The organism is Bordetella sp. BOR01 (assembly GCF_019218885.1).
GTDB lineage: Bacteria > Pseudomonadota > Gammaproteobacteria > Burkholderiales > Burkholderiaceae_B > Bordetella_A.
The window spans coordinates 420,068-440,459 of the sequence record NZ_JAHUWT010000003.1; the positions used below are offsets into that span (position 1 = coordinate 420,068).

Below are 20,392 nucleotides of genomic sequence, written 5' to 3' on the forward strand. Positions count from 1 at the left end.
CCGTTAATCGCTTTCTGAATCCAACAGGATCAAACATGGGCAACACGATTGTTGAAAAGGTGATGGCGCGCGCCGCCGGGTTGAGCGAAATACATCCCGGGCAGTACGTCGATTGCAAGCTCGACCGAATCATCGCGCACGAAGAATTCTATCGAATACATGCGGTCGCTGTGGCGGGGGGCCTGAAAGACGGGCTGCCGGATATCTGGGACCGGGAGCGTTTCCATGTTGTGCTGGATCACTTCCAACCCGTGATCAATGAAACTCAGGCATTGCGCCAGCGCAAGATCCGGGAGGTCGCCCAGGCGTACCAGGTAAAGTACTTCGACGATGCCCTGCCCGGCGTCGTGCACAGGATCGCCCTTGAAGATTATGTGTTGCCCGGCGAACTCGGGCTGGGGTCGGATTCGCATTCCTGTGCCTGGGGAGCCCTGAACTGCTGTGGCTCCGGAATGGGCGAGCATGAGCTTGCCTATGGCCTGGTCTTCGGGGAACTCTGGTTCAAAGTACCGGAAACCATCGCCGTCAATCTATACGGCGACTTGCGTCCAGGCGTGACATCAAAGGACGTCGCGCTATGGCTCGCCGGCGAGTACGGCACATCGTTCGCACTCTACAAGGCACTGGAATTTCGCGGACCGGGCGTCGCGAACCTGAACATGGATGCGCGCATCACGTTGTCATCGCACGCGGTGGAACTGGGCGGCAAGTTCGGCCTCTTCGAGTTCGACGAAAAGACCGCGGCATTTCTCTCTCAGAGGAAACGCATGCGGCACCAGCTGGCGTGGGCAAACCCGGTATCGGCAGATCCGGATGCCGTCTATTGCCAGACCGTCAATGTCGATCTGTCCACACTGGAACCACAGGTCGCCAAGCCACATACGTTCGAGAATGTGGTTCCAGTATCCGAAATTGCCGGCCGGCGTATCGACCAGGCAATGGTCGGCTCGTGCGCCAATGGCAATCTCGAAGATATCCAGATCGTTGCGAATGTCGTGCACGGCAAGCGTGTGCATCCAAACACCCGATTCATCGTCCAGCCGAATTCGTGGGGTGTCTATCGCGCAGCCATGAAGCATGGCTATGTCGATACGCTGCTCGACGCAGGGGTCACGGTCATTTCCCCGGGCTGCCACCTTTGCCTGGGCATGCAAGGTGCGCTAGCCGAAGGGGATGTCTGCCTGACATCCACGACGCGCAATCACAAAGGGCGAATGGGCAGTCCCAAGGCCGATATTTACCTTGCCGGTCCTGCAACGGTGGCGGTCTCTGCCCTGGCCGGCGAAATCCGAAATCCCCTGGAGGTTTGAATGCAGCGCACATCGAATATTCATGGCAGGGCCTGGGTGTTTGGCGACAACATCGACACCGACATCATTGCGCCCGCCGACACCATCTCTTTTGGGCTGGGTGACGCCACCGAGGACACCGATGTCAAAGTAAACGCCTTTCGCGCCATCCGTCCGGGCTTTCATAAGCAAGTGCATGCAGGAGACATCCTCGTAGCCGGCAAGAACTTCGGCCTGGGATCGCATCGTGAACCCGCCAACAAGGCACTGGTCAGCCTGGGGTTTCGGGCAGTCATCGCGGAATCCGTTGCGCGCCTGTTCTTTCGCAACGCAGTGGCCATCGGCTTCTATGTCTTCCAAGTCCCGGGCATCCTGGATGCCGTACAGGAAGGTGATGAGCTGGACATCGACATCGAGGGGTCCCGGCTGCTGAACGTCACCCAGAACACCGGGCTTGCGCTCGAACAATTCAGCCCCCTGGTGCGCAACATCATCGACCAGGGCGGAATACTCGAAGCCCTGAAGTCCCGTCTCGAAACGTCGAGGAAAGCGCAATGAACGAACAGCCGTGGATAGCAATGCTGGAACAGGTAACGACATCCTCAGTATCCGACGCGCTGATGAAGCGTGGCCTCAGGCAATTCATGCACCAGCGCATCAAGCCGCTTGGCGTGCCCAGGATTGCAGGCCGGGCATTGACGGTGGAGCGCCTGCCGATCGGTTCCGGCAAGAGTCCGGTATTGCCGAATTCGTTACTCATCGATGCAATCGAGCAGGCCAATGAAGGCACCGTACTTGTATTCAATGCGGTCCGGGCAGAAGACGAAGCCGCGCTCTGGGGAGGCCTGATGGCCACGGCGGCGGTGCAGGCCGGGCTGGGCGGAATAGTTGCCGATGGTCCGGTGCGCGACCCCGATGAGATCAAGGAGCTGGGCTGCGCATGTTATTGCACGGGCGCGGTACCCGCCGGACAGGCAGGCATTCTGGAGCTGACCGGCGTGAAAGTTCCCTTGCGCTGCGGCGGCGTGCTGGTTCACTCGGGCGACTTCATCCTGGGAGATGCCAGCGGCGTTGTCGTTATCCCTAGCGGGCTGGAAGACGCCGTCTTGCAAGAAGCCGCCGAAATCGAGCATCGGGATCAACTTGCCGCTACTCGACTGAAGCAGGGAGCACGCTTATCGCAGGTCATGCAATCTCTGGGAAGAGCCTAACCGAAGAAGAAGGTCGCGGTTTCAAATACCACATCAAGGAGCGAGACAATGAAGCCACAATCTACCTGTCCAAGGTACCTGAATCATCCGATGCGGCGATTGGCAGGCATGCTGTCGATGCTGTCGGCGTTCATGCTGGTGCCCAGCGCGCACGCAGCCGGCTTTCCGCAAGAACCGGTGCGCATACTTGTCGGCTCTCAGGCGGGCGGCGGCGCCGATGCCTTCTCCCGCTTGATCGCACAGAAGCTCCAGGAAATCTGGGGCCAGCCGGTCATGGTCGAAAACCGCACCGGTGCAAGTGGATCGATCGCGGCGGAATGGGTATCGAAGGCCGAGCCGAACGGATACACCGTCTTGATGGCCACACCCAACTCCCACACGACCGGGCCGCACGTGCTGTCGTTTCGCTATGATCCGTTGCGCGACTTCACGCCCATTACCCAAGTCATGGAAGTGCCCACTGTCTTGGTGGTAAACAAGAATTCGCCCGCGAATTCCATGCAGCAGCTGGTCGATCTGGCCAAGGCAAGCCCCGGCAAGCTCAACTATTATTCATCCGGCGTCGGCTCGATCCAGCACCTGGCCGGAGAAATGTTCAATCTGCAGGCCGAGGTCAAGGTGGTGCATGTTCCGTACAAAGGAAGCGCACCCGCCATCATCGACGTCATGGCCGGCTCGATCGCGATGGGGTTCGATCCCGTGTCGGCTACGCTTGGGTTCATCAAGTCCGGAGACCTGAAGGCGCTTGCCGTTGCCGCTCCGTCACGCGCCTCGTCGCTGCCCGATATTCCAACCACCGCGCAAGCCGGCTATCCGGGCATTGAGATGCAAACCTGGTACGGCATTTTCGGACCGCCGAACATGCCCAAGGAAATCGTCGACAAGTGGCAGCAAAGCGTGGCGCAGGTGCTGGCAATGCCTGATGTCATCGAACGCATCACCGCCGTTGCCGGAGAACCTCGCGGGAGCAATCCTGCAGAGTTTTCCGCGTTCGTTCGGGCAGAGTACGAGAGAATGGGAAAACTGGTTACCGACGCGCATATCAAATCGCATTGAACTTGCAGGCGGCGGCATATCATCAGGCTGGAAATGCAACAGGGCGGGTACTTACCCGCCCTGCCTGATTCTGGCGCGCCCGACAGGAATCGAACCTGTATCAAGAGCTTCGGAAACTCTCATTCTATCCATTGAACTACGGGCGCAAAGAGGCGGTATTGTACCGAAATTTTGAGTCCGTGCGCCGCTACCATGCGCAAATAGGACCCACCCTCGGCCCCGACCCTGCAGGCCGTTATATAATCCAGCGTTTGCATGCGGGGTGGGCCTCGTTTTTGGCCAATCCTTGCGCACTAGTTATTCGTCTGTTGCCGCCGCCAGGCGCCCCGGTACCCGATTTGCAGGATTTGGTTATGAGCAACGAGCAGGAACACAACGAAGAACACGCCTCGCCCATCAAGACACCCAAACAGCTGATCGTCACGATCGTGCTGTCCTTCCTGGTCCCGATCATCATCATCCTCTTGCTGGTGGACATGGTCACCTCGGGTACCCAGGTCGGCTCGGGTTCCGATACGCTGTCCGAAGAAGCCGTGGCCCGGCGCATCGCTCCGGTGGCCGGCTTCGAACTGGTTGACGCCAATGCGCCCAAGGTCTTCAAGACCGGCGAACAAGTCTTCCAGGCCGTCTGTACGGCCTGCCATACCGCGGGTGTGGCGGGTGCGCCCAAGATCGGCGACAAGGCCGCCTGGGCACCGTTCATCAAGACCGGGTTCGAGGCCATGCTGAACGTTGCGATCCACGGCAAGGGCGCCATGCCCGCCAAGGGCGGCAACCCTGCCCTGAGCGACTACGAGGTGGCGCGCGCGGTGGTGTACATGGCCAACGAATCCGGCGCGTCACTGGAAGAACCGGCTGCGCCGGCCCAGGAAGGCGCCGAGCCCGAAGCCGCCAAGCAGGCGGCCGCGCCTGCACCGGCGGCACCTGCACCGGCTGCCGCAGCGGCTCCTGCCGCCGCGCCCAAGGCCGAGGCCGAAGCGCCTGCGCAGGCCGAAGCCCCCAAGGCTGAAGCCGCCGTCAACCCGGCCGGCGAAAAGCTGTACAAGTCGACCTGCTTCGCCTGCCACGGCACCGGCGTCGCCGGCGCGCCCAAGTTCGGCGACAAGGCCGCCTGGGACCCGTACATCCAGACCGGCATCGACGCCATGATGAAGGTCGTCATGACGGGCAAGGGCGCCATGCCGCCCAAGGGTGGCGCCGCCAACGCGTCGGCAGAAGACCTGCGCGCCGCGGTCGAATACATGGTGCACGCGGTCAAGTAAGCCTGCTGGCAGGGCTGCAGCACAACAATCCCCCGGCATGCCGGGGGATTTTGCATTTCGGGACACCCCGGCGCCGGGATTCGCTGTTTGAAGGGCGGGATTCCCCGCCGCTGCCGGAGGTGTGCCAGTAGAATGGATCGCCGACGATTTCCTCACCCCCGACGAGCCCCGGGGTGCAGTAGCGCGGGCCGCACCCCTGTCCACCAGGAGAAACGCATGCAACGACTCACTGCCCAGGATTTTCCTCCCGAACTGCTCGAACTCTATGACGGCTACGTGCACGGCCGCCTCAGCCGGCGCGACTTCCTGGATCGCGCGGCGAAGTTCGCCGTGGGCGGCCTGACCGCCGCCGCCATCCTGGCTACGCTCAGCCCGGACTATGCGCTGGCCGAGCAAGTCCCGTTCACCGATCCCGACATCCATGCCGAGTACATCCGCTATCCGTCGCCGAACGGCCATGGCGAAGTAAGGGGCTATCTGGTGCGCCCGGCCAAGGTGTCCGCGCCGGTACCCGGGATCGTCGTGGTGCATGAAAACCGCGGTCTCAATCCCTACATCGAAGACGTGGCCAGGCGCGTGGCCAAGGCCGGTTTCGTCGCCCTGGCGCCTGACGGGTTGAGTTCGGTGGGCGGGTATCCCGGCAATGACGACCAGGGACGGGTGCTGCAACAGCAGGTCGATCCCAAGAAGCTGATGAACGATTTCTTCGCTGCCATCGAGTATCTGCAGGCCAGCGACCAGGCCACCGACAAGGTCGGCATTACCGGCTTCTGCTATGGCGGTGGCGTCGCCAACGCAGCGGCCGTGGCCTATCCGGAACTGGCGGCAGCCGTGCCGTTCTATGGCCGCCAGGCCAAGCCCGAAGACGTGGCGCGCATCCGCGCACCGCTGCTGCTGCACTTCGCCGAGACCGACCCGAACGTCAACGCGACCTGGCCGGCCTACGAGGCGGCGCTCAAGAGCGCCGGCAAGACGTACGAGGCGCACATCTATCCCGGCACCAACCATGGCTTCCATAACGATTCCACGCCGCGCTACGACGAGGCAGCCGCCAAGCTCGCGTGGGATCGAACGATCGCCTGGTTTCAGCGCTACCTGACGTAGCGGCCGCTAGCCGCCCTGGGGCTTGTCGGCCCCCGGGTAGCGGGCTTCGGCGTAGGCCGCGATGATGTTGGGCAGGTTTGCCATGACATGGGTACGCTTGGCGCGCGCCGCCTCGTCGAAATGCCGCTCGGCCAGGGCGTCGATGATGCGCCGCGTGTAGCTGAGCGTCTGGCTTTCGCCCAGCTTGCGAGCCAGCACGTTATAGCGCAGGGGCTCGATGGTGTCGTTCAATTTTTGCAGCACTTCGCACAAGGGGGCGTTGCCGGTGTAGGCGGAAATCGTGCTGTAGAAGGCGCGGATATCGTGCAGGTAGCGGCGCGGGTCGGCCACGGCGCGGGCCTCGGCCAGGTCGGTGCGGCAGCGCTCGAGCTCGGCCAGCAGCGGGCGCAGGTCTTCGGCTTCGGCCAGTTGCTGGATGGCGAAGGCCTCGAGCTCGGCGCGCAGCATGTAGTGATCGCGGATTTCGCGGTCGGTGTAGAGCTTGACGCGGAAGCCCCGCCGCGGAATATGCGAGACCAGCCCGCGTACTTCGAGCAGCCGCAGGGCCTCGCGGATGGGGCCGCGGCTGGCCGCGAAACGCTTCTCGAGCTCCTGTTCCCGCAAGGGCTGGCCCGGCCGGAAAGTGCCGTCGATGATCAGCTCGCGAATCTGTTCCTGCAGAAAATACGGAATGGTTCCTGGAACCGGCGCGTTCATGTATGGGTCTGGTTGGAGGCGGCTGCCGCGGGGCATTGCCGCAGGTAATCGACCACTTCGTCGGCAGCGACCACATCGGCGAACTGGCGGTCCATGTCGAACAGCGAAATCGCATGGGACACCGCGATGCGGTCGAACACCGCCTCGGCGGGCACGATGGTGCGGTAATTATACGAAGCCGAGTCGAACACCGTGGCGCGGATGCAATTGCTGGTGGCCCCGCCCACCACGATGACGGTGTCGATGCCGCGGTCGACCAGGTACCCCAGCAGCGGCGTGCCGTGAAAGCCGCTGGGCTTTTTCTTGACGAACACCACGTCGCCCGGCGCGGGCGACAGCTCGTCGACCAATTCAGCGCCGCGGCTGCCGGCCAGGCACCAGTGCGGGCTGTCGAGCAGGTCGCGCTTGCGGCCATAGCCACCGATATCCGATCCGTCGGGCGCCAGTTCGAACAGCGTGAAGAAGCAAGGCACGCCGTTGGCCTGCGCGGCCTGCACGATGCGCGCAATGGCCTGTACGGCCTGGCGACCCGCATCGCCGCAGCTGGACGGCCATGATGCATCATTGCCCGCTTCGCCCACCATGTATTTCTGGGCATCGATGACCACCACCGCCGGACGCTGGCCGAAACCCATGCGGCGGCCGAAGCGGCCGCGTGCCAGTGTGGCCCGGTCGGCCTCGGAAAGATAGCTGTTCCAGATATCCATCAGGATGCGTCCTTGTGCAAGAAAGGCTGGGGTGCGCGGCGGGCCGACGCCGCAATGCGCGGCCAACCGATATGTTGCGACAGGGCGTGCGCCAGCGCCAGCAGGCGCGCCTCGCCCAGCGGGCGGGCGATAAGCTGCGCGCCAACGGGCATGCCATTGGCATCCAGCCCGATGGGCATGGTCAGCACGGGCACGCCCAGATAACTGAATGCGCGGGTCAGGCGGGTAATGGCGGCCACCACGCCGAATACCGCGCCGGGTTTTTCCATGTCGGCCTCGGTGCGCAAAGGCACGGGCAGCGGCACGGTGGGACACACCAGCACGTCGACGCCGCGCATCGGTCCGTCCAGGAAGTCCTGCAGCACCCGCGCGCGCAAGGCCAGGGCTTCCAGGTAGCGCACGGCTGGCACGTGCAGGCCGGGCTCGGTGCGCGAGAAGACAGCCTGCGAATAAGCATCGCCGCGCGTGCGCATCCAGTTGCTGTGCAAGGTGGCGGCCTCGACCTTGGATATGACATCACCCAGGGCGTAGCAGGGTTCGATCTGCGGCCAGGCGATGGCGGGGTCGACGTCATAGTGCCGTGCCAGCGCATCGGTGAAACCACGGAACACGGCGTCGATGCCGGGATCGCAGGGCGGATCCAGCCGCAGCACGCCGACGCGGTGGCTGCGGGCCCAGCCGGCTTGCAGCGCGGCCGCATAGTCGGGCACCGGCGCATTCAGACTGGATGGGTCGCGCGGGTCGTGGCCGGAAATGGCACCCAGCAGCAGCGCGCAATCGCCGGCGGTGCGCGCCAACGGCCCGATGGCATCGAGCGAGAATGCGCGCGGGAAACTGCCGGCGCGCGACACGCGGCCATATGTGGGCTTCAGGCCGAACAGGCCGTTCATGGCGGCGGGCAGGCGTATCGAGCCGCCGGTGTCCGAGCCCAGCGAGGCATACGCGCTGCCCTGGGCCACGGCCACCGCCGAACCGCTGGACGAGCCGCCGGCGATGCGGGCCGCGTCCCAGGCATTGGCGCAATCGCCATGATGCGGATTCTGCCCGGTGGGCCCGCATACCATTTCGTTCAGGTTCAAGGCGCCCAGGTCCACGGCGCCCGCATCGCGCAGGCGTGCCAGCACAGTAGCATCTTGCGTGGCGGGCGCGGCGTCGTTCACGCGGCCGCCCACTGTCATGGTCAGGCCGGTGCGGTCGAAGCAATCTTTGTGCGCCATCGGAATGCCGTGCAACGGCCCCCGCCAGCGGCCGGCCGCCGCTTCGCGGTCGAGCTCGCGGGCTTGCGCCAGGGCGCGGTCGGCCATCAACGCCAGGAATGCGTTATGCGTGGGCTGGGTGGCGCGCGCCCGCTGCAAGGCGGCCTCGGCCAGGGCCACGGCGGAAGTCTCGCCACGGCGCAAGCGGGCCGCGGCCTGGGCGATGCTTGCGGCCCCGCCCACGGCAGGCGGGGGCAAGGCGCCGTCTTGCGGTCCCGCCGGCAGGTTGCTGGAATCGGCGCAAGACAGCAGCAGCGCGGCGTAGTCGCCCGGCTGGTCGGCATAGCCCATGCGTGCATCGGCCACGCGACGCACGCTGTCATTCAAGCGCACGAGCTCGGCGGCGATATGGCTGGCATCGGTACGCGAGGCCACGCCGTGCAGGGCGGGCGCGGCCGCCGTTACCCACGTGCGCGCCGCCTCGATCGGCCCGGCGGTATCGTTGCTCATGCGATGGCTCCCCGCTCGCGCAGCGCTGCGCGCTGCCCGGCGTCGTAGCCGGCCTCGGCCAGCACATCGTCGGTATGCTGGCCGAACACCGGGGCGGGCCGCGGCGCCGGCGCATCGCCGCCCGCATCCGCCGGCTTGAAAGCGCCCGCCAGGCCGCGATAGCCGCCCGCCACCGGATGCTCGTAATGCGTGATCATGGCTTCGGCCTGCACCTGCGGATGGTCGAACATGTCTTCCACCGCGCGCGCCGCGGCGCAGGGCACGCGGTCGCCAAACAGCTCTTCCCATTGCAGGGCGGTATGCGCCTGCAGCGCGGCGCGCAGCCTGGCCACCAGGATGTCGGCATTCTGGGCGCGCTTGCGCACCGTGTCGTAGCGCGGATCGACGGCCAGGTCCTGCAAGCCGGTCATCTCGCAGAGTGCCTGCCAGAAGTGCGGCGTGTTGGCCGACAGGTAAAGGCTGCCCTCGCGCGTGGGATGCAGCCCGGTAATGCCGCCCGAGCGCATGTCGCGGTAAACGTCGCGCGGCTCGTCGTCGGCCCACACCAGGCGGGCCGACTGCATGGCCAGGGCGGCGCGCAGCAGGGAAATCGCCACGTAGCTGCCCTGCCCCGTGCGTGCGCGCTTCAGCAGCGCGGCGGTAACGCCATTCGACAGCAAGGACGCCGCGTAGTAATCGACCACCGAACCATACAGGATCTGCGGGTCGCCTGCGGGGCCCTGCATGGCGCACAGCCCCGTCATGCTCTGCAGTACCTGGTCGTAGCCCGCCTTGTTGCGATAGGGGCCGGACTCTCCGTAGCCTGTCATGGCGCAATAGACCAGTGCGGGGTTCACGGCCTTGAGGCTGTCGTAGTCGATACCCAGCCGCCCCGGCACCTCGGGGCGGAAGTTGTGCACCAGCACGTCGGCATCGGCCACCAGGCGGCGCAGCACTTCCAGCCCTTCGGGCTGCTTGAGGTCGAGCACGATGCCGCGCTTGCCGCGATTCACGCCCAGGAAGGCACGGCCCTCGGCGGCCAGCGTCGAGGGGTATTTGCGCAGGTTGTCGCCCGCGGGCGGCTCGATCTTGATGACATCGGCGCCCAGGTCGGCCAGCAAGGCGCAACCGTACGGGCCGGCGATATAGGCGCTAAGATCCAGGATCCGCATGCCGGCCAGCGGGCCGGCTGCCAGGTCTGGGGTAGCGTGGGTAAAGGGCATGCGTTTGCTCCGGTATCGATTCAAGGCTGGATGCCGAGTTCCTTGGCCGTGCGGGTCCACAGATCGGCATCGTGCAACAGCGAGGCCTGCATCGCGTCGGGCGACGACGGCGTGGCCTGCGCACCCGACTGCTTCAGAAATTCAGCGAATTTGGGTTCGGCCACGACCTCGCCAATGGCCTGGTTGAAGCGCTTGATGACGGCGCCATCGGTGCCGGCCGGCGCAAACACGCCCCACCACACTTCCACGGTGTAATCCAGGCCTGCTTCGCGCACCGTCGGGATATCGGGATAGGCCGGATCGCGCTGAGCGGTGGTGAAGGCCAGCTTGGGCAGTTGGTCCGAGGCCGACCCGCGGATAGCGGCCACCGTCGTGATGATCAGGTCCAGGCGGCCGGCCTGCAGGTCGAGCTGCGCGGGGGCAATACCGTTGTAACCCACTTGCTGGACATCGATGCCCGCCGCTTTCTTGAACAGTTCGGTAGCCATTTGCGTGCTGTCGCCCAGGCCGGCGCTGCCGTAGTTCAGCTCGCCCGGCTTGGACTTGGCCAGCGCCACGAGTTCGGGCACGGTCTTGGCCGGCAGGTCGTGGCGCGTGATGATGACGAACGGTGCCGTGGCCACGCGCGACACGCCGGCAAAGGCCTTGGTGACGTCGTAAGGGGTTTTCTGCACGGCCGCGCTGGTGGCGATCGAGCCGGACGTGAACAGGAAGGTGTAGCCATCGGGGGTGGAAGTGGCCACGGCATTGGCGCCGATCACGCCCCCTGCCCCGGCCCGGTTTTCCACCACCACGGTCTGGCCGAGCTTGTCGGTCAGCGACTGGGCCAATTGGCGAGCGATGACGTCGTTGCTGCCGCCCGGCGCAAAAGGCACCACCAGGCGGACAGGCCGCGTCGGCCATTCCGGCTGGGCGGCCTGGGCGGCGGACTGGACGGCCAGCAACCCGCTGGCCAGGGAAAGCATCGCAAGGAGTTTCAAGGTACGGCTGCTGCTGTGCATGGAAGCCACTCCGGATAGATGTTAGGGATCAGGCGGCCCTGCCTGGGCACGGCCTGCGCCAGCTCTGTGCGGCCGGCAAGATCGACTCTACGCGGATTTTTGTAAATTGTCTACAAATTACAAAATCGGGCTATACTTCCCGGCACTAACCAGGAGATGTCATGCGTAGCAAGCTTTTCGTACCCGGTTCGCGCCCCGAATTGTTCGCCAAGGCGGCGGCCAGCCAGGCCGATGCCCTGTCTTTCGATCTGGAAGATGCGGTGGATCCGGCCCGCAAAGACGAGGCGCGCAGCCAGCTGGGCCGCTTCCTGGCCACACCCGGCGAACATGGCAAGACGGTGGTGGTGCGCGTCAATGCCATCGACACCCCGCACTTCCAGGCAGACGTCGAAGCCGTGCTGCAGCCCGGCCTGCACATTCTCAACCTGCCCAAAGTGGAAAGCCCCGACGACATCCACCAGGTGGCGCAACTGCTGGACCGCCTGGAACGCGAACGCGGCCGGCAACAGCCGGTGGGCATCCTGGCCAACATCGAATCGCCCGTCGGCTTGCGGCGGGCAACGGCCATCGCGGCCGCGCATCCGCGTGTCATGGGCTTGCAGATCGGCTTTGGCGATCTGTTGGCGCCGCTGGGCATCCGCCAGCGCCACCCTGTCGCGCTGGACCAGACACGCTGGGCAGTGCGCCTGGCAGCCGCCGAAGCCGGCATTGCCGCCTACGATGGCGCCTTCGTCGACATCGGCGACCCCGACGGCTACGTAGAAGATGCGCGCGCTGCCCTGGCCCTGGGCTTCAGCGGGAAAAGCTGCATCCACCCCTCGCAAGTGCCGCTGGCCAACCAGGTGTTCCGCCCCAGCGACGAAGAACTGGCGCATGCCGTGCGGGTCGAGCGCGCGGCCGACGAGGCCGCGGCGCAGGGCGTGGGCGCCTTCGTGGTCGATGGCAAGCTGGTGGACGGCCCGTTCATCGTGCGGGCGCGCCAGGTGGCGGAACTGGGCCGCCGCCTGGGTTTGATCTGATCGGTTCGCCGCCGCGCCTCTGGCATATCAGGCATGGCGATTACGCCGCGGATTTGATATTTTTCGCCTCGGCGGCGGCTCGGTATCATCATCGGCAAGCCGGTATCCCTGCGCCGGCCTGCCGGGATGCGCATGATCGATTTCACCAAGATGGAAGGATGCGGCAATGATTTCATCGTGGTCGACGGCCGCAGCCAACGCCTGGACGCCGACCTGTCCGGGCTGGGCCGGCGCCTGTGTGCGCGCACCACGGGTATCGGCGCGGACGGGCTGATCGTGCTGCGCGCCGCGACGGATTCCGACGCCGCCTATGCAGTCGACATCATCAACGCGTCGGGCCTGCCGGCCGAAATGTGCGGCAACGGCGCGCGCTGCGTCGCCCTCTATGCGATCAAGCACGGCATCGCGCCGCCGCAACATCATTTCGCCACGCTGGCCGGGCGGATCGGGGCGCGCCTGCTCGACAACGGCGAAGTCGGCATCACCCTGACCGCCCCGACCGGCGTGGCGCTGAACCAGCAAGTCTCGGCGGCAGGCCGCAGTTGGGCCCTGGATTACGCCAATACTGGCGTGCCGCATGCGGTCATCTGGGTCGACGAACCGCTGGACCGCGTCGACGTGCCCGGCCTGGGACCCGCTTTGCGCCATCACCCGCTGTTTCCGCACGGCACCAACGTGAATTTTGTTGCCCGCACGGCCGATGGGCTGGCCATTCGCACATTCGAGCGTGGGGTCGAGGCGGAAACCCAGGCGTGCGGCACCGGTGCCTCGGCCGCCGCCCTGCTGGCCTGGCTGCGCGGCTACGCATCGACCCAGGTGCGGGTGCACACCCGCCATGGCGGCGTGCTCAGTATCGCAATAGAACCGGTGACGGCATCAGTTCCCCGGCTGCGGCTGGCCGGACCGGCCCATGCCGTGTTCACGGGCCGTATCGCGGCAGCCGGCCATGGCAGCGCGATGGCAATCTAGGCCGTTCCGCCTGTGTACAAGTGGCAGGCCACCGCATGGCCCGCCGTGTCACGCAGCGCCGGCGCCTCGCGCCGGCAGCGGGGTCCGGCCTGCGCGCAGCGCGTATGGAAATGGCAGCCCGTGGGCGGATTGGCCGGGCTGGGCACATCTCCTGGCACGACCTGGCGCGGCACCTTGTTGAATGGATCGGGCACGGGTGCGGCCGCCAGCAGCGCCTGCGTATACGGATGCCGTGGCGTGGTGAACAGCTGGTTGCGGCTACCGATTTCTACGATACGCCCCAGGTACATGACGGCCACGCGATGGCTGACGTGCTCGACGACGGCCAGGTCATGCGAAATGAAGACATAGGCCACGCCCATGTCCTGCTGCAGGCGCACCATCAGGTTGATGACCTGCGCCTGCACCGACACGTCCAGCGCGGAAACCGGCTCATCGGCAACAATCAGCCGGGGCGACACCGACAAGGCCCGCGCGATGCCCAGGCGTTGACGCTGCCCGCCCGAAAACTCGTGCGGGAACTTCTGCATGGCATCAGCCGGCAGGCCAACCTTGGCGAACAGCTCTGCCATGCGCGCACGGCGCGTGGCGGCCGTCAGGCGTTCGAAGTTGCTCAGCGGCTCGATGACGCTGTCGCCGGCCGAACGCCGCGGGTTGAGCGACGAGAAAGGATCTTGCAGCACGATCTGCATCTTGCGGCGCAAAGGCCTGAGTTCGCCGGGCGTCAGGCGGCTGATGTCCTGCCCGTCCAGCCGGATCTGGCCCGCGGTGGGCTCCATCAACCTGACCAGGGTGCGGCCCAGGGTGGACTTGCCGCAGCCGCTTTCGCCGACCAGCCCAAGGGTCTGGCCGGGCTCGAGAGTGAAATCCACGCCGTCGACGGCGTACACCGTTCCTGCCTGCCGGCCGAACACGCCACGGCGTATCGGGAAATGCATCTTCAGGCCGTTTACCGACAGCACCGGCTCGTGATGTGCCTGGCTCATACCGGTTTCCCCAGTTGTTGCATGCGGTCGGCTTCCCAGCAGGCCACCGCATGGCCGTTCGGGCGCAACTGCCTGGCCGGCGCCTGCTCGCGGCAGCGCGTGGTGGCGTAGGCGCAGCGCGGCGCAAACGCACAGCCCACGATCGGGGCGCGCAACGAGGGCACCATGCCCGGAATTTCTTGCAGCGACTGCGGGCCCGCCGCATCGCGCCACGCGCCGCGGCGCGGAATGGCGGCCATCAGGCCACGGGTATAGGGATGCAGCGGGTTGGCGAACAAGTCTTCTACGGTAGCCTCTTCGACGGCATTGCCGGCATACATCACGATGACGCGATTGGCCATCTCGGCCACCACGCCCAGATCATGCGTGATCAGCATGATTGCCGCGCCGGTTTGCCGATTCAAGTCTGCCATCAGCTCCAGGATCTGCGCCTGCACGGTCACATCCAGCGCGGTGGTGGGCTCGTCGGCGATCATCAGTCGAGGTTCGCAGGCCAGGGCCATGGCAATCATCACCCGCTGGCGCATGCCGCCGGACAGGCGATGCGGATACTCGCGCGCCTGCCGGGCGGGGTCGGCGATGCGCACCAGGTCGAGCAGTTCGATGGCGCGGGCCAGCGCCGCACGCCGGCCCATGCCCTTGTGCAATTGCAGAGTCTCGGCCACCTGGTCGCCAATACGCAGCACCGGATTGAGCGAGGTCATTGGTTCCTGGAAAATCATCGAGATGTCGCGGCCGCGTACCGATTCCAGTTCGCGCGGCGTCAGGGCCAGCAGATCGCGGCCCTCGAAGCGGATCTCTCCGTCCACCACGCGGCCCGCGGCACGCGGGATCAGGCGCAGGATGGACAGCGCGGTGACGCTCTTGCCACAGCCCGATTCACCGACCAGGCCCAGCACCTCACCCGGCCACAGGTCGAGCGACATGCCGTTCACCGCATGGATGACGGCGTCGTTCTTGTAGAAGCGCGTATGCAGGCCCCGCACGCTCAGCATGGGTGGCGTCGGCGCGGACGGGGGTGGCGTCGCAATCGTGGCGTCCATCGTTCAGAGCCTCCTGGATGCGCGCGGGTCCAGGCTGTCGCGCAGCCCGTCGCCCAGCAGATTGACGGCCAGCACCGTCAGGGCCAGCCCGATGCCCGGAAAGAAAATGGCCCAGGGCGCGATCTGGAAATACGAACGCGCACCGGCGATGATATTTCCCCAACTGGGCACTTCGGGCGGCACGCCCGCCCCGATGAAGCTCAGGCCGGCCTCGGTCAGGATGGCCGAGGCGCACACGTAAGTGGCTTGCACGATCAGCGGCGATACGGCGTTGGGCACGATGTGGCGCAACATGATCAGCGGCTGGCGCGTGCCGGCCGCAATGGCCGCGATCACGTAAGGCTGGCTGCGCAGCGTCAGCACGACGCTGCGCACCAGGCGCACCACGCGCGGGATCTCGGGCACGGTGATCGCCACGATGACCAGCAGCACGCCACCGCGCACCAGCGTCGTCAAGGCGATAGCCAGCAAGATCGAGGGAATGGCCATCAGGGCGTCCATGAACCGCATGACGACCGCGTCCAGGCGTCGATAGAAGCCGCACAACACGCCCACCACCAGGCCGATGGCGGCGCTGAGCAGGGCCACGCTGACGCCCACCATCAGCGAAACCCGCGACCCCTGCAGCGTGCGGGCATAGATGTCGCGCCCCAGCTGGTCGGCGCCAAACCAAAGGTCGGCCGACGGTGGCCGCAGGCGGTTCAGCGGCGAAATGGCCTGCGCGTTGGCGCTCAGCCAGGGCGAGGCGATGGCGATGCCGACCAGCACGATCAATAGCGCGGCACCACAGGCCAGCGCGGGCCGGCCGCGCAGGAATTGCGGCATCCACGTGCGGCGCATCGGACCGGAAACGGCAAGGTTCGTAGTAGCGGACATGGCGATCAATACTCGATGCGAGGATCCAGGACGAGGTACAGCAGGTCGATCAGCAGGTTGATCGCCACATAGACCGCGGAAAACAGCAATATCAGGGCCTGGATGATCGGATAGTCGCGGCTGAGAATGGCATCGACCGTCAGCCGGCCCAGGCCGGGAATGTTGAAGACCGTCTCGGTAATGACGACGCCGCTGATCAGCAGGGTGATACCGATGCCGGCAATCGTGACCACCGGCACGGCCGCGTTGGAAAACGCGTGGCGTATCAGCAGCGCGCGCGTGCGCACGCCCTTGGCCTGCGCGGTGCGGATATAGTCTTCAGAAAGCACGTCCAGCATGCTGGCGCGCGTCGTGCGCGCCAGCAGCGCGATATAGGTGAACGACAGCGACAAGGTGGGCAGTGCCAACCCCTGCAGCCAGGGCAGCACACCCTGCGACAGGGGCCGGTAGCCCTGCACCGGAAACCAGCCCAGCTTCATCGAAAAGAAATAAATCAGCGTATAGGCCACCAGGAAGACCGGCAGCGAAAAACCCAGGATGGCCAGCAGCATCGTGAACCGATCGACCCAGGTGCGCGAACCCCATGCCGCCGCGATGCCCAACGGCAGCGAGATGAGCAGCGACACCAGCATGGTCGAGACCGCCAGCGACAGCGTGGGCTCGATGCGCTGCGCGATCAGCGACGAAATCGGCATGTTGCTGATGATGGAGCGCCCCAGGTCGCCTTGCAGCAAGGTGCCCAGCCAGATGAAGAACTGTTCCAGCAGCGGGCGATCCAGCCCCAGGCTGACGCGGATGCGATCGATGTCGGCCGCCGACGCGTGTTCGCCGGCGATCACCGCGGCGGGGTCGCCGGGTGTCAGGCGCAATAACAGGAACACCAGCACGGCGACGATGATGACCACCGGCACCGTGGCCAGCAGGCGCCGCAAGATGTGACTCGCCACGAACTACTCCTGCAAGATGGCTGGCGCCGGCCCGTGCAAGGCAGGGGCCGGCATGCCGGCCTCGCCTCGATGGGCCAGGCCGGAGGGATGCGGGCTACTTGACCGCAATGTTCCAGAACGCGAAGGAGTTGGGCAGCTTGAGGATGCCGCTGAGGCGGTCGCCGCGGTAAGCCACGGGCTGGCTCCATTGGCCGAACGAGATATATGGCACCGACTCGTCGGCCCGGTCTTGCAGGGCTTGCGCGATCCTGCGGCGGTCTTCCAGTGTCTCGGCGGTGGCGAACTCGTTGCGCAGGGCCTCGATCTTTTCATCGCAGGGCCAGCCGAACCAGGCCTTCTCGCAGGTCGCCGCCAGGCCCAGGTTGGTCAGCGGGTTGGAAGCGGTCATGCCCGACTGGTTGCTGATGAAGATGTTCCACCCGCCTTCCGAGGGCTTGCCCTTGTTGGGGCGGCGCGCCACGACCGAGGCCCAGTCCATCGACTGCACGTCGACATTCAGGCCCGCTTCTCGCATCAGTTGCGCCGTGACCAGCGCCGCCGCGCTGGACAGCGCGCTGTCGGTGGGGTTCAGGATGACGATGGGCTCGCCCTGGTAGCCGGCTTCCTTGAACAGGCGCTTGGCCGCCTCGACGCGCGCCTTGTCATCGGCATAGGCCAGCTTGCTGCGGGTCTGCAGCGGCGAGCCGCAGACGAAAATCGAATCGCAGACTTGGTAGAAGTCGGGATTGCCGATGATGGCACGCAGGTACGTTTCCTGGTTTACCAGCGCCAGCAGGCCCTGGCGCGCGGCGGGGTTATCGAACGGCGGCTGCAGGTGATTCATGCGCAGGATGCCTTGAATGCCGAAGGTGGCCGTCGTCTCGATCTTGACACCCTGCGTGTCGCGCAGCATGGGAATGAAATCGGCCTGGGGCGTCTCGATGAAGTCGATCTCGCCGTTCATCAGCGCCGCCTGGGCGGTTTGCTGGTCGGGCATCACTACCCATTCGACACGGTCTGCCTTGGCGATCTTGCCACCGGCCGTGCCGCTGGGCGGTTCGTTGCGGGGCACGTAGTCTTCATTCTTTACATAGACCGCCTTGCTGCCCGGCACCCATTCCTCGCGTACGAACTTGAACGGGCCCGAGCCCACCGCTTCGCGGATCTGTTCGGAAGGGCTGGTCTGCGCCAGGCGCTTGGGCATCATTGCGGGAAAGTTGCTGCCCGTCTTGGCCAATGCGTCCAGCAAGTACCCGAACGGCGCCTTCAGCACCAGCCGGAAGCTGCGGTCATCGACCACGGAAATGTCGGTGGCCAGTGCGGCAATGCGCTGGCCCAGCGTGTCGCGCACCCACCAGCGCTGGATGGAAGCCACGCAGTCTTCGGCCTTGACCGGCTGGCCATCGTGCCATTTCAGGCCCTCGCGCAGCGTGAATGTGTAGGTCAGCTTGTCATCGCTAAGGGTATAGGACTCGACCATCTGGGGCTTGGCCACCAGGTTCTCGTCCCAGGAAAACAGCGTGTCATACACCATCATGCCGTGCAGCAGCGCGATATCGGCGGTGGTCTGGATGGGATCCAGGTTGGTCAGTGCGGCATGCATGACCGCCTTGATGGTTTTCGGCTGCCCGGCAGCGCTGGCCGGAGCGGCCGCCAGCGTCAGGCTGGCGGCCAGTGCCAGCGATAGCGTTCGGATCAATGGCTTCATGTTTGTTCTCCCTTGGTTTATTAGATGTCGTCCAACGGCCAGAGCGGGCGGCGCACCCGCTGATAAGGACGGCCCTTGAAATCCTTGGTGCACAGCGCGCCGGCGTCGACTTCCAGCACCTGGCGCGCGATGGGTTCGAATGCCGCCCGGAAATGCTGCATGGACTTCACCACCAGCGTCGATTTGCGGTTGGGGTCGATGCCCAGGGAACTGAGCTGGCCAAGATCGGTGGCCTGGCCGTTGTTGCTGATGAAGACGATGTCGATGCCGCCCACGCGGAACAGGACGCTCAGGCCGTAGTTGCGGGCCACGCCGCCGCCCATGGGGCCGTAGGCGATGAAGCGTCCGTCGGTGATGGTGGCCACGTAGCCGGTCAGTGTCAGCGGGCCTCCGCCCTGGGTGGGGTCGGTCTTGCCGCCCACCTGCAGCGTGATGGTGCTGCCCACTCCCGCCGCGGCCGCCTCGCGCGCGGCCTGCGGGTCGCAGATGGCGTAGAACGCGACGTTCTGCAGGTCGGCTTCGACCATGGCCTTCAGCAGCGTGGTGCTGTCTCCATAGGCGCCGGCACCGGGATTGTCGGCATAGTCGGCAATGACCAGCGGCTGGCCGGTATCGCCGGGCTGGGCGGCTTGGCGCACCGCTTCTGCCACGGGCGTGAAATGGATGGTCGAATAATGGCGCTCGTCCCAGACGTAATCCATCAGCTGCTCGGCGATGGCCTGGCCAGCGGTCGGGTCGCCGTCAACCGTGACTGCCACCGAGGGGCCGATGTCGTGGACGTCGGCCGACGAAAAACCGGCCTGGATACTGACGGCCAGCGCCTGGCCTTCGGCTTCGATGGCATCGCCACGGCGCAGCAGTTCGATCATGGGTGCCGAAGTCGTGCGCCCGCCGTCCAGCGCATACAGGATGGGCCGGCGCGCCAGGGCCACGCGCGGGCTGATTTCGCCCGCCATGGCACGCGCCAGCAGCCGCGCGCCCTGCCAGGTGCGCTCGTATTGGTCGACGTGCGGATAGGTGCGATACGCGATAAGGGCACTGGCGTGGTCGGCCATCTGCTGCGTGACGGTGGCATGCAGGTCCAGCACCGCCACCACCGGGACCTGCGCGCCGATGCGGCTGCGCAGGCGCTCGAGCAGCTCGCCCTCGCCGTCGTCGTGGCTGGCGACGCTCATGGCGCCGTGCAGGTGCAGCAGTACGCCGTCGGCCTGGCTTGCGGCGGCGAGAATGCGGGCACAGGTATCATCGAAGAAGTCGTCGGTGACGCGGCCCGACGGGTTGGCCGAGGCCACCACCGGGTGCGCCAGGGTCCAGCCGAATTCGTCGGCTGCCTCGAAAGCGGCGCCCATCGAAGAACGCGTGCCGCGATAGTGGCGCGGAATATCGTCGCCGAAGTGCAGGGTACAGGCCTGGAAGGCTTCGAGCCCGGTGGGCCGAATGCTGAAAGTATTGGTCTCGTGCATGAATTCAGCGACCAGCACACGCTTTCCCATCTTGTATTCATCCTAGGTAGCCGGGCCGCGAACGTTGTATCCACGGAACACGCCGATGCTACTTATGATGGCATGTGCGATATTCATCCTCAAAATATCAAATTCACAGCATCCCATCCGAGCCTGATATATTTTCGA

19 protein-coding genes and 1 tRNA gene are annotated in these 20,392 nt (G+C 65.5%); 8 read left to right on the forward strand and 12 right to left on the reverse strand.

Annotation, left to right across the window (positions count from 1 at the left end; all coding sequences use genetic code 11):
* Window positions 1-35 precede the first annotated feature (35 nt).
* The 4 genes from KW845_RS16785 to KW845_RS16800 are packed head-to-tail and all read left to right on the forward strand — an operon-like array spanning window position 36 to window position 3,556.
* Entirely contained in the window at window positions 36-1,310 is a 1,275-nt protein-coding gene (locus KW845_RS16785; protein WP_218370479.1) for an aconitase/3-isopropylmalate dehydratase large subunit family protein, read from the forward strand.
* Window positions 1,311-1,847 carry a 3-isopropylmalate dehydratase gene (locus KW845_RS16790; protein ID WP_218370480.1) on the forward strand — a complete coding sequence of 179 codons (537 nt, stop codon included), beginning with the start codon at window positions 1,311-1,313 and terminating at the stop codon, window positions 1,845-1,847.
* Window positions 1,844-2,500, forward strand: coding sequence for an RraA family protein (locus KW845_RS16795; protein WP_218370481.1), 657 nt, complete (start codon window positions 1,844-1,846; stop codon window positions 2,498-2,500). The genes KW845_RS16790 and KW845_RS16795 overlap by 4 nt, the downstream gene beginning before the upstream one ends.
* A gap of 48 nt (window positions 2,501-2,548) precedes the next feature.
* A complete protein-coding gene (locus tag KW845_RS16800; protein ID WP_218370482.1) occupies window positions 2,549-3,556 on the forward strand; it encodes a tripartite tricarboxylate transporter substrate binding protein in 1,008 nt (335 codons plus the stop codon).
* 71 nt (window positions 3,557-3,627) lie between these two features.
* Here the strand turns inward: KW845_RS16800 and KW845_RS16805 are convergent.
* A tRNA-Arg gene (locus KW845_RS16805) sits at window positions 3,628-3,702 on the reverse strand.
* A gap of 207 nt (window positions 3,703-3,909) precedes the next feature.
* On the opposite strand from KW845_RS16805, the gene KW845_RS16810 reads away from it, so the two are divergent.
* A complete protein-coding gene (locus tag KW845_RS16810; RefSeq protein ID WP_218370483.1) occupies window positions 3,910-4,818 on the forward strand; it encodes a cytochrome c5 family protein in 909 nt (302 codons plus the stop codon).
* 216 nt (window positions 4,819-5,034) lie between these two features.
* Window positions 5,035-5,922, forward strand: coding sequence for a YghX family hydrolase (gene yghX / locus KW845_RS16815; protein WP_218370484.1), 888 nt, complete (start codon window positions 5,035-5,037; stop codon window positions 5,920-5,922).
* Between the two features lie 6 nt (window positions 5,923-5,928).
* On the opposite strand, the gene KW845_RS16820 is transcribed toward yghX, so the two are convergent.
* The 5 genes from KW845_RS16820 to KW845_RS16840 are packed head-to-tail and all read right to left on the reverse strand — an operon-like array spanning window position 5,929 to window position 11,234.
* Complete coding sequence (locus KW845_RS16820; RefSeq protein WP_218370485.1) at window positions 5,929-6,618, reverse strand: GntR family transcriptional regulator; 690 nt, start codon at window positions 6,616-6,618, stop codon at window positions 5,929-5,931.
* Complete coding sequence (locus KW845_RS16825) at window positions 6,615-7,325, reverse strand: cysteine hydrolase family protein (protein ID WP_218370486.1); 711 nt, start codon at window positions 7,323-7,325, stop codon at window positions 6,615-6,617. The genes KW845_RS16820 and KW845_RS16825 overlap by 4 nt, the downstream gene beginning before the upstream one ends.
* The gene (locus KW845_RS16830; RefSeq protein WP_218370487.1) at window positions 7,325-9,031 is read right to left on the reverse strand and encodes an amidase; all 1,707 of its coding nucleotides are present in this window, start codon (window positions 9,029-9,031) and stop codon (window positions 7,325-7,327) included. The genes KW845_RS16825 and KW845_RS16830 overlap by 1 nt, the downstream gene beginning before the upstream one ends.
* A complete protein-coding gene (locus KW845_RS16835) occupies window positions 9,028-10,233 on the reverse strand; it encodes a CaiB/BaiF CoA-transferase family protein (RefSeq protein WP_218370488.1) in 1,206 nt (401 codons plus the stop codon). Before KW845_RS16835 ends, KW845_RS16830 begins: the two co-directional genes overlap by 4 nt.
* 20 nt (window positions 10,234-10,253) lie before the next feature.
* The gene (locus KW845_RS16840) at window positions 10,254-11,234 is read right to left on the reverse strand and encodes a tripartite tricarboxylate transporter substrate binding protein (protein ID WP_218370489.1); all 981 of its coding nucleotides are present in this window, start codon (window positions 11,232-11,234) and stop codon (window positions 10,254-10,256) included.
* Window positions 11,235-11,395: 161 nt separating this feature from the next.
* On the opposite strand from KW845_RS16840, the gene KW845_RS16845 reads away from it, so the two are divergent.
* Window positions 11,396-12,253, forward strand: a complete 858-nt coding sequence (locus KW845_RS16845; RefSeq protein ID WP_218370490.1) for a CoA ester lyase — start codon at window positions 11,396-11,398, stop codon at window positions 12,251-12,253.
* 132 nt (window positions 12,254-12,385) lie between these two features.
* Window positions 12,386-13,222, forward strand: a complete 837-nt coding sequence (gene dapF / locus KW845_RS16850) for a diaminopimelate epimerase (protein WP_218370491.1) — start codon at window positions 12,386-12,388, stop codon at window positions 13,220-13,222.
* Here the strand turns inward: dapF and KW845_RS16855 are convergent.
* From KW845_RS16855 to KW845_RS16880, 6 genes are all read right to left on the reverse strand, one after another.
* On the reverse strand, window positions 13,219-14,208 hold the full coding sequence (locus KW845_RS16855; protein ID WP_218370492.1) for an ABC transporter ATP-binding protein: 990 nt from the start codon (window positions 14,206-14,208) through the stop codon (window positions 13,219-13,221). The genes dapF and KW845_RS16855 overlap by 4 nt on opposite strands.
* Window positions 14,205-15,251, reverse strand: coding sequence for an ABC transporter ATP-binding protein (locus tag KW845_RS16860; RefSeq protein ID WP_255592713.1), 1,047 nt, complete (start codon window positions 15,249-15,251; stop codon window positions 14,205-14,207). The genes KW845_RS16855 and KW845_RS16860 overlap by 4 nt, the downstream gene beginning before the upstream one ends.
* Before the next feature lie 3 nt (window positions 15,252-15,254).
* A complete protein-coding gene (locus KW845_RS16865) occupies window positions 15,255-16,127 on the reverse strand; it encodes an ABC transporter permease (protein ID WP_218370493.1) in 873 nt (290 codons plus the stop codon).
* Between the two features lie 5 nt (window positions 16,128-16,132).
* Window positions 16,133-17,074, reverse strand: coding sequence for an ABC transporter permease (locus tag KW845_RS16870; RefSeq protein ID WP_218370494.1), 942 nt, complete (start codon window positions 17,072-17,074; stop codon window positions 16,133-16,135).
* Window positions 17,075-17,168: 94 nt separating this feature from the next.
* On the reverse strand, window positions 17,169-18,761 hold the full coding sequence (locus KW845_RS16875; RefSeq protein WP_218370495.1) for an ABC transporter substrate-binding protein: 1,593 nt from the start codon (window positions 18,759-18,761) through the stop codon (window positions 17,169-17,171).
* 20 nt (window positions 18,762-18,781) lie between these two features.
* Window positions 18,782-20,254 (reverse strand): M81 family metallopeptidase, encoded by a 1,473-nt coding sequence (locus KW845_RS16880; RefSeq protein WP_218370496.1) that lies wholly within the window; start codon window positions 20,252-20,254, stop codon window positions 18,782-18,784.
* Window positions 20,255-20,392: the final 138 nt, after the last annotated feature.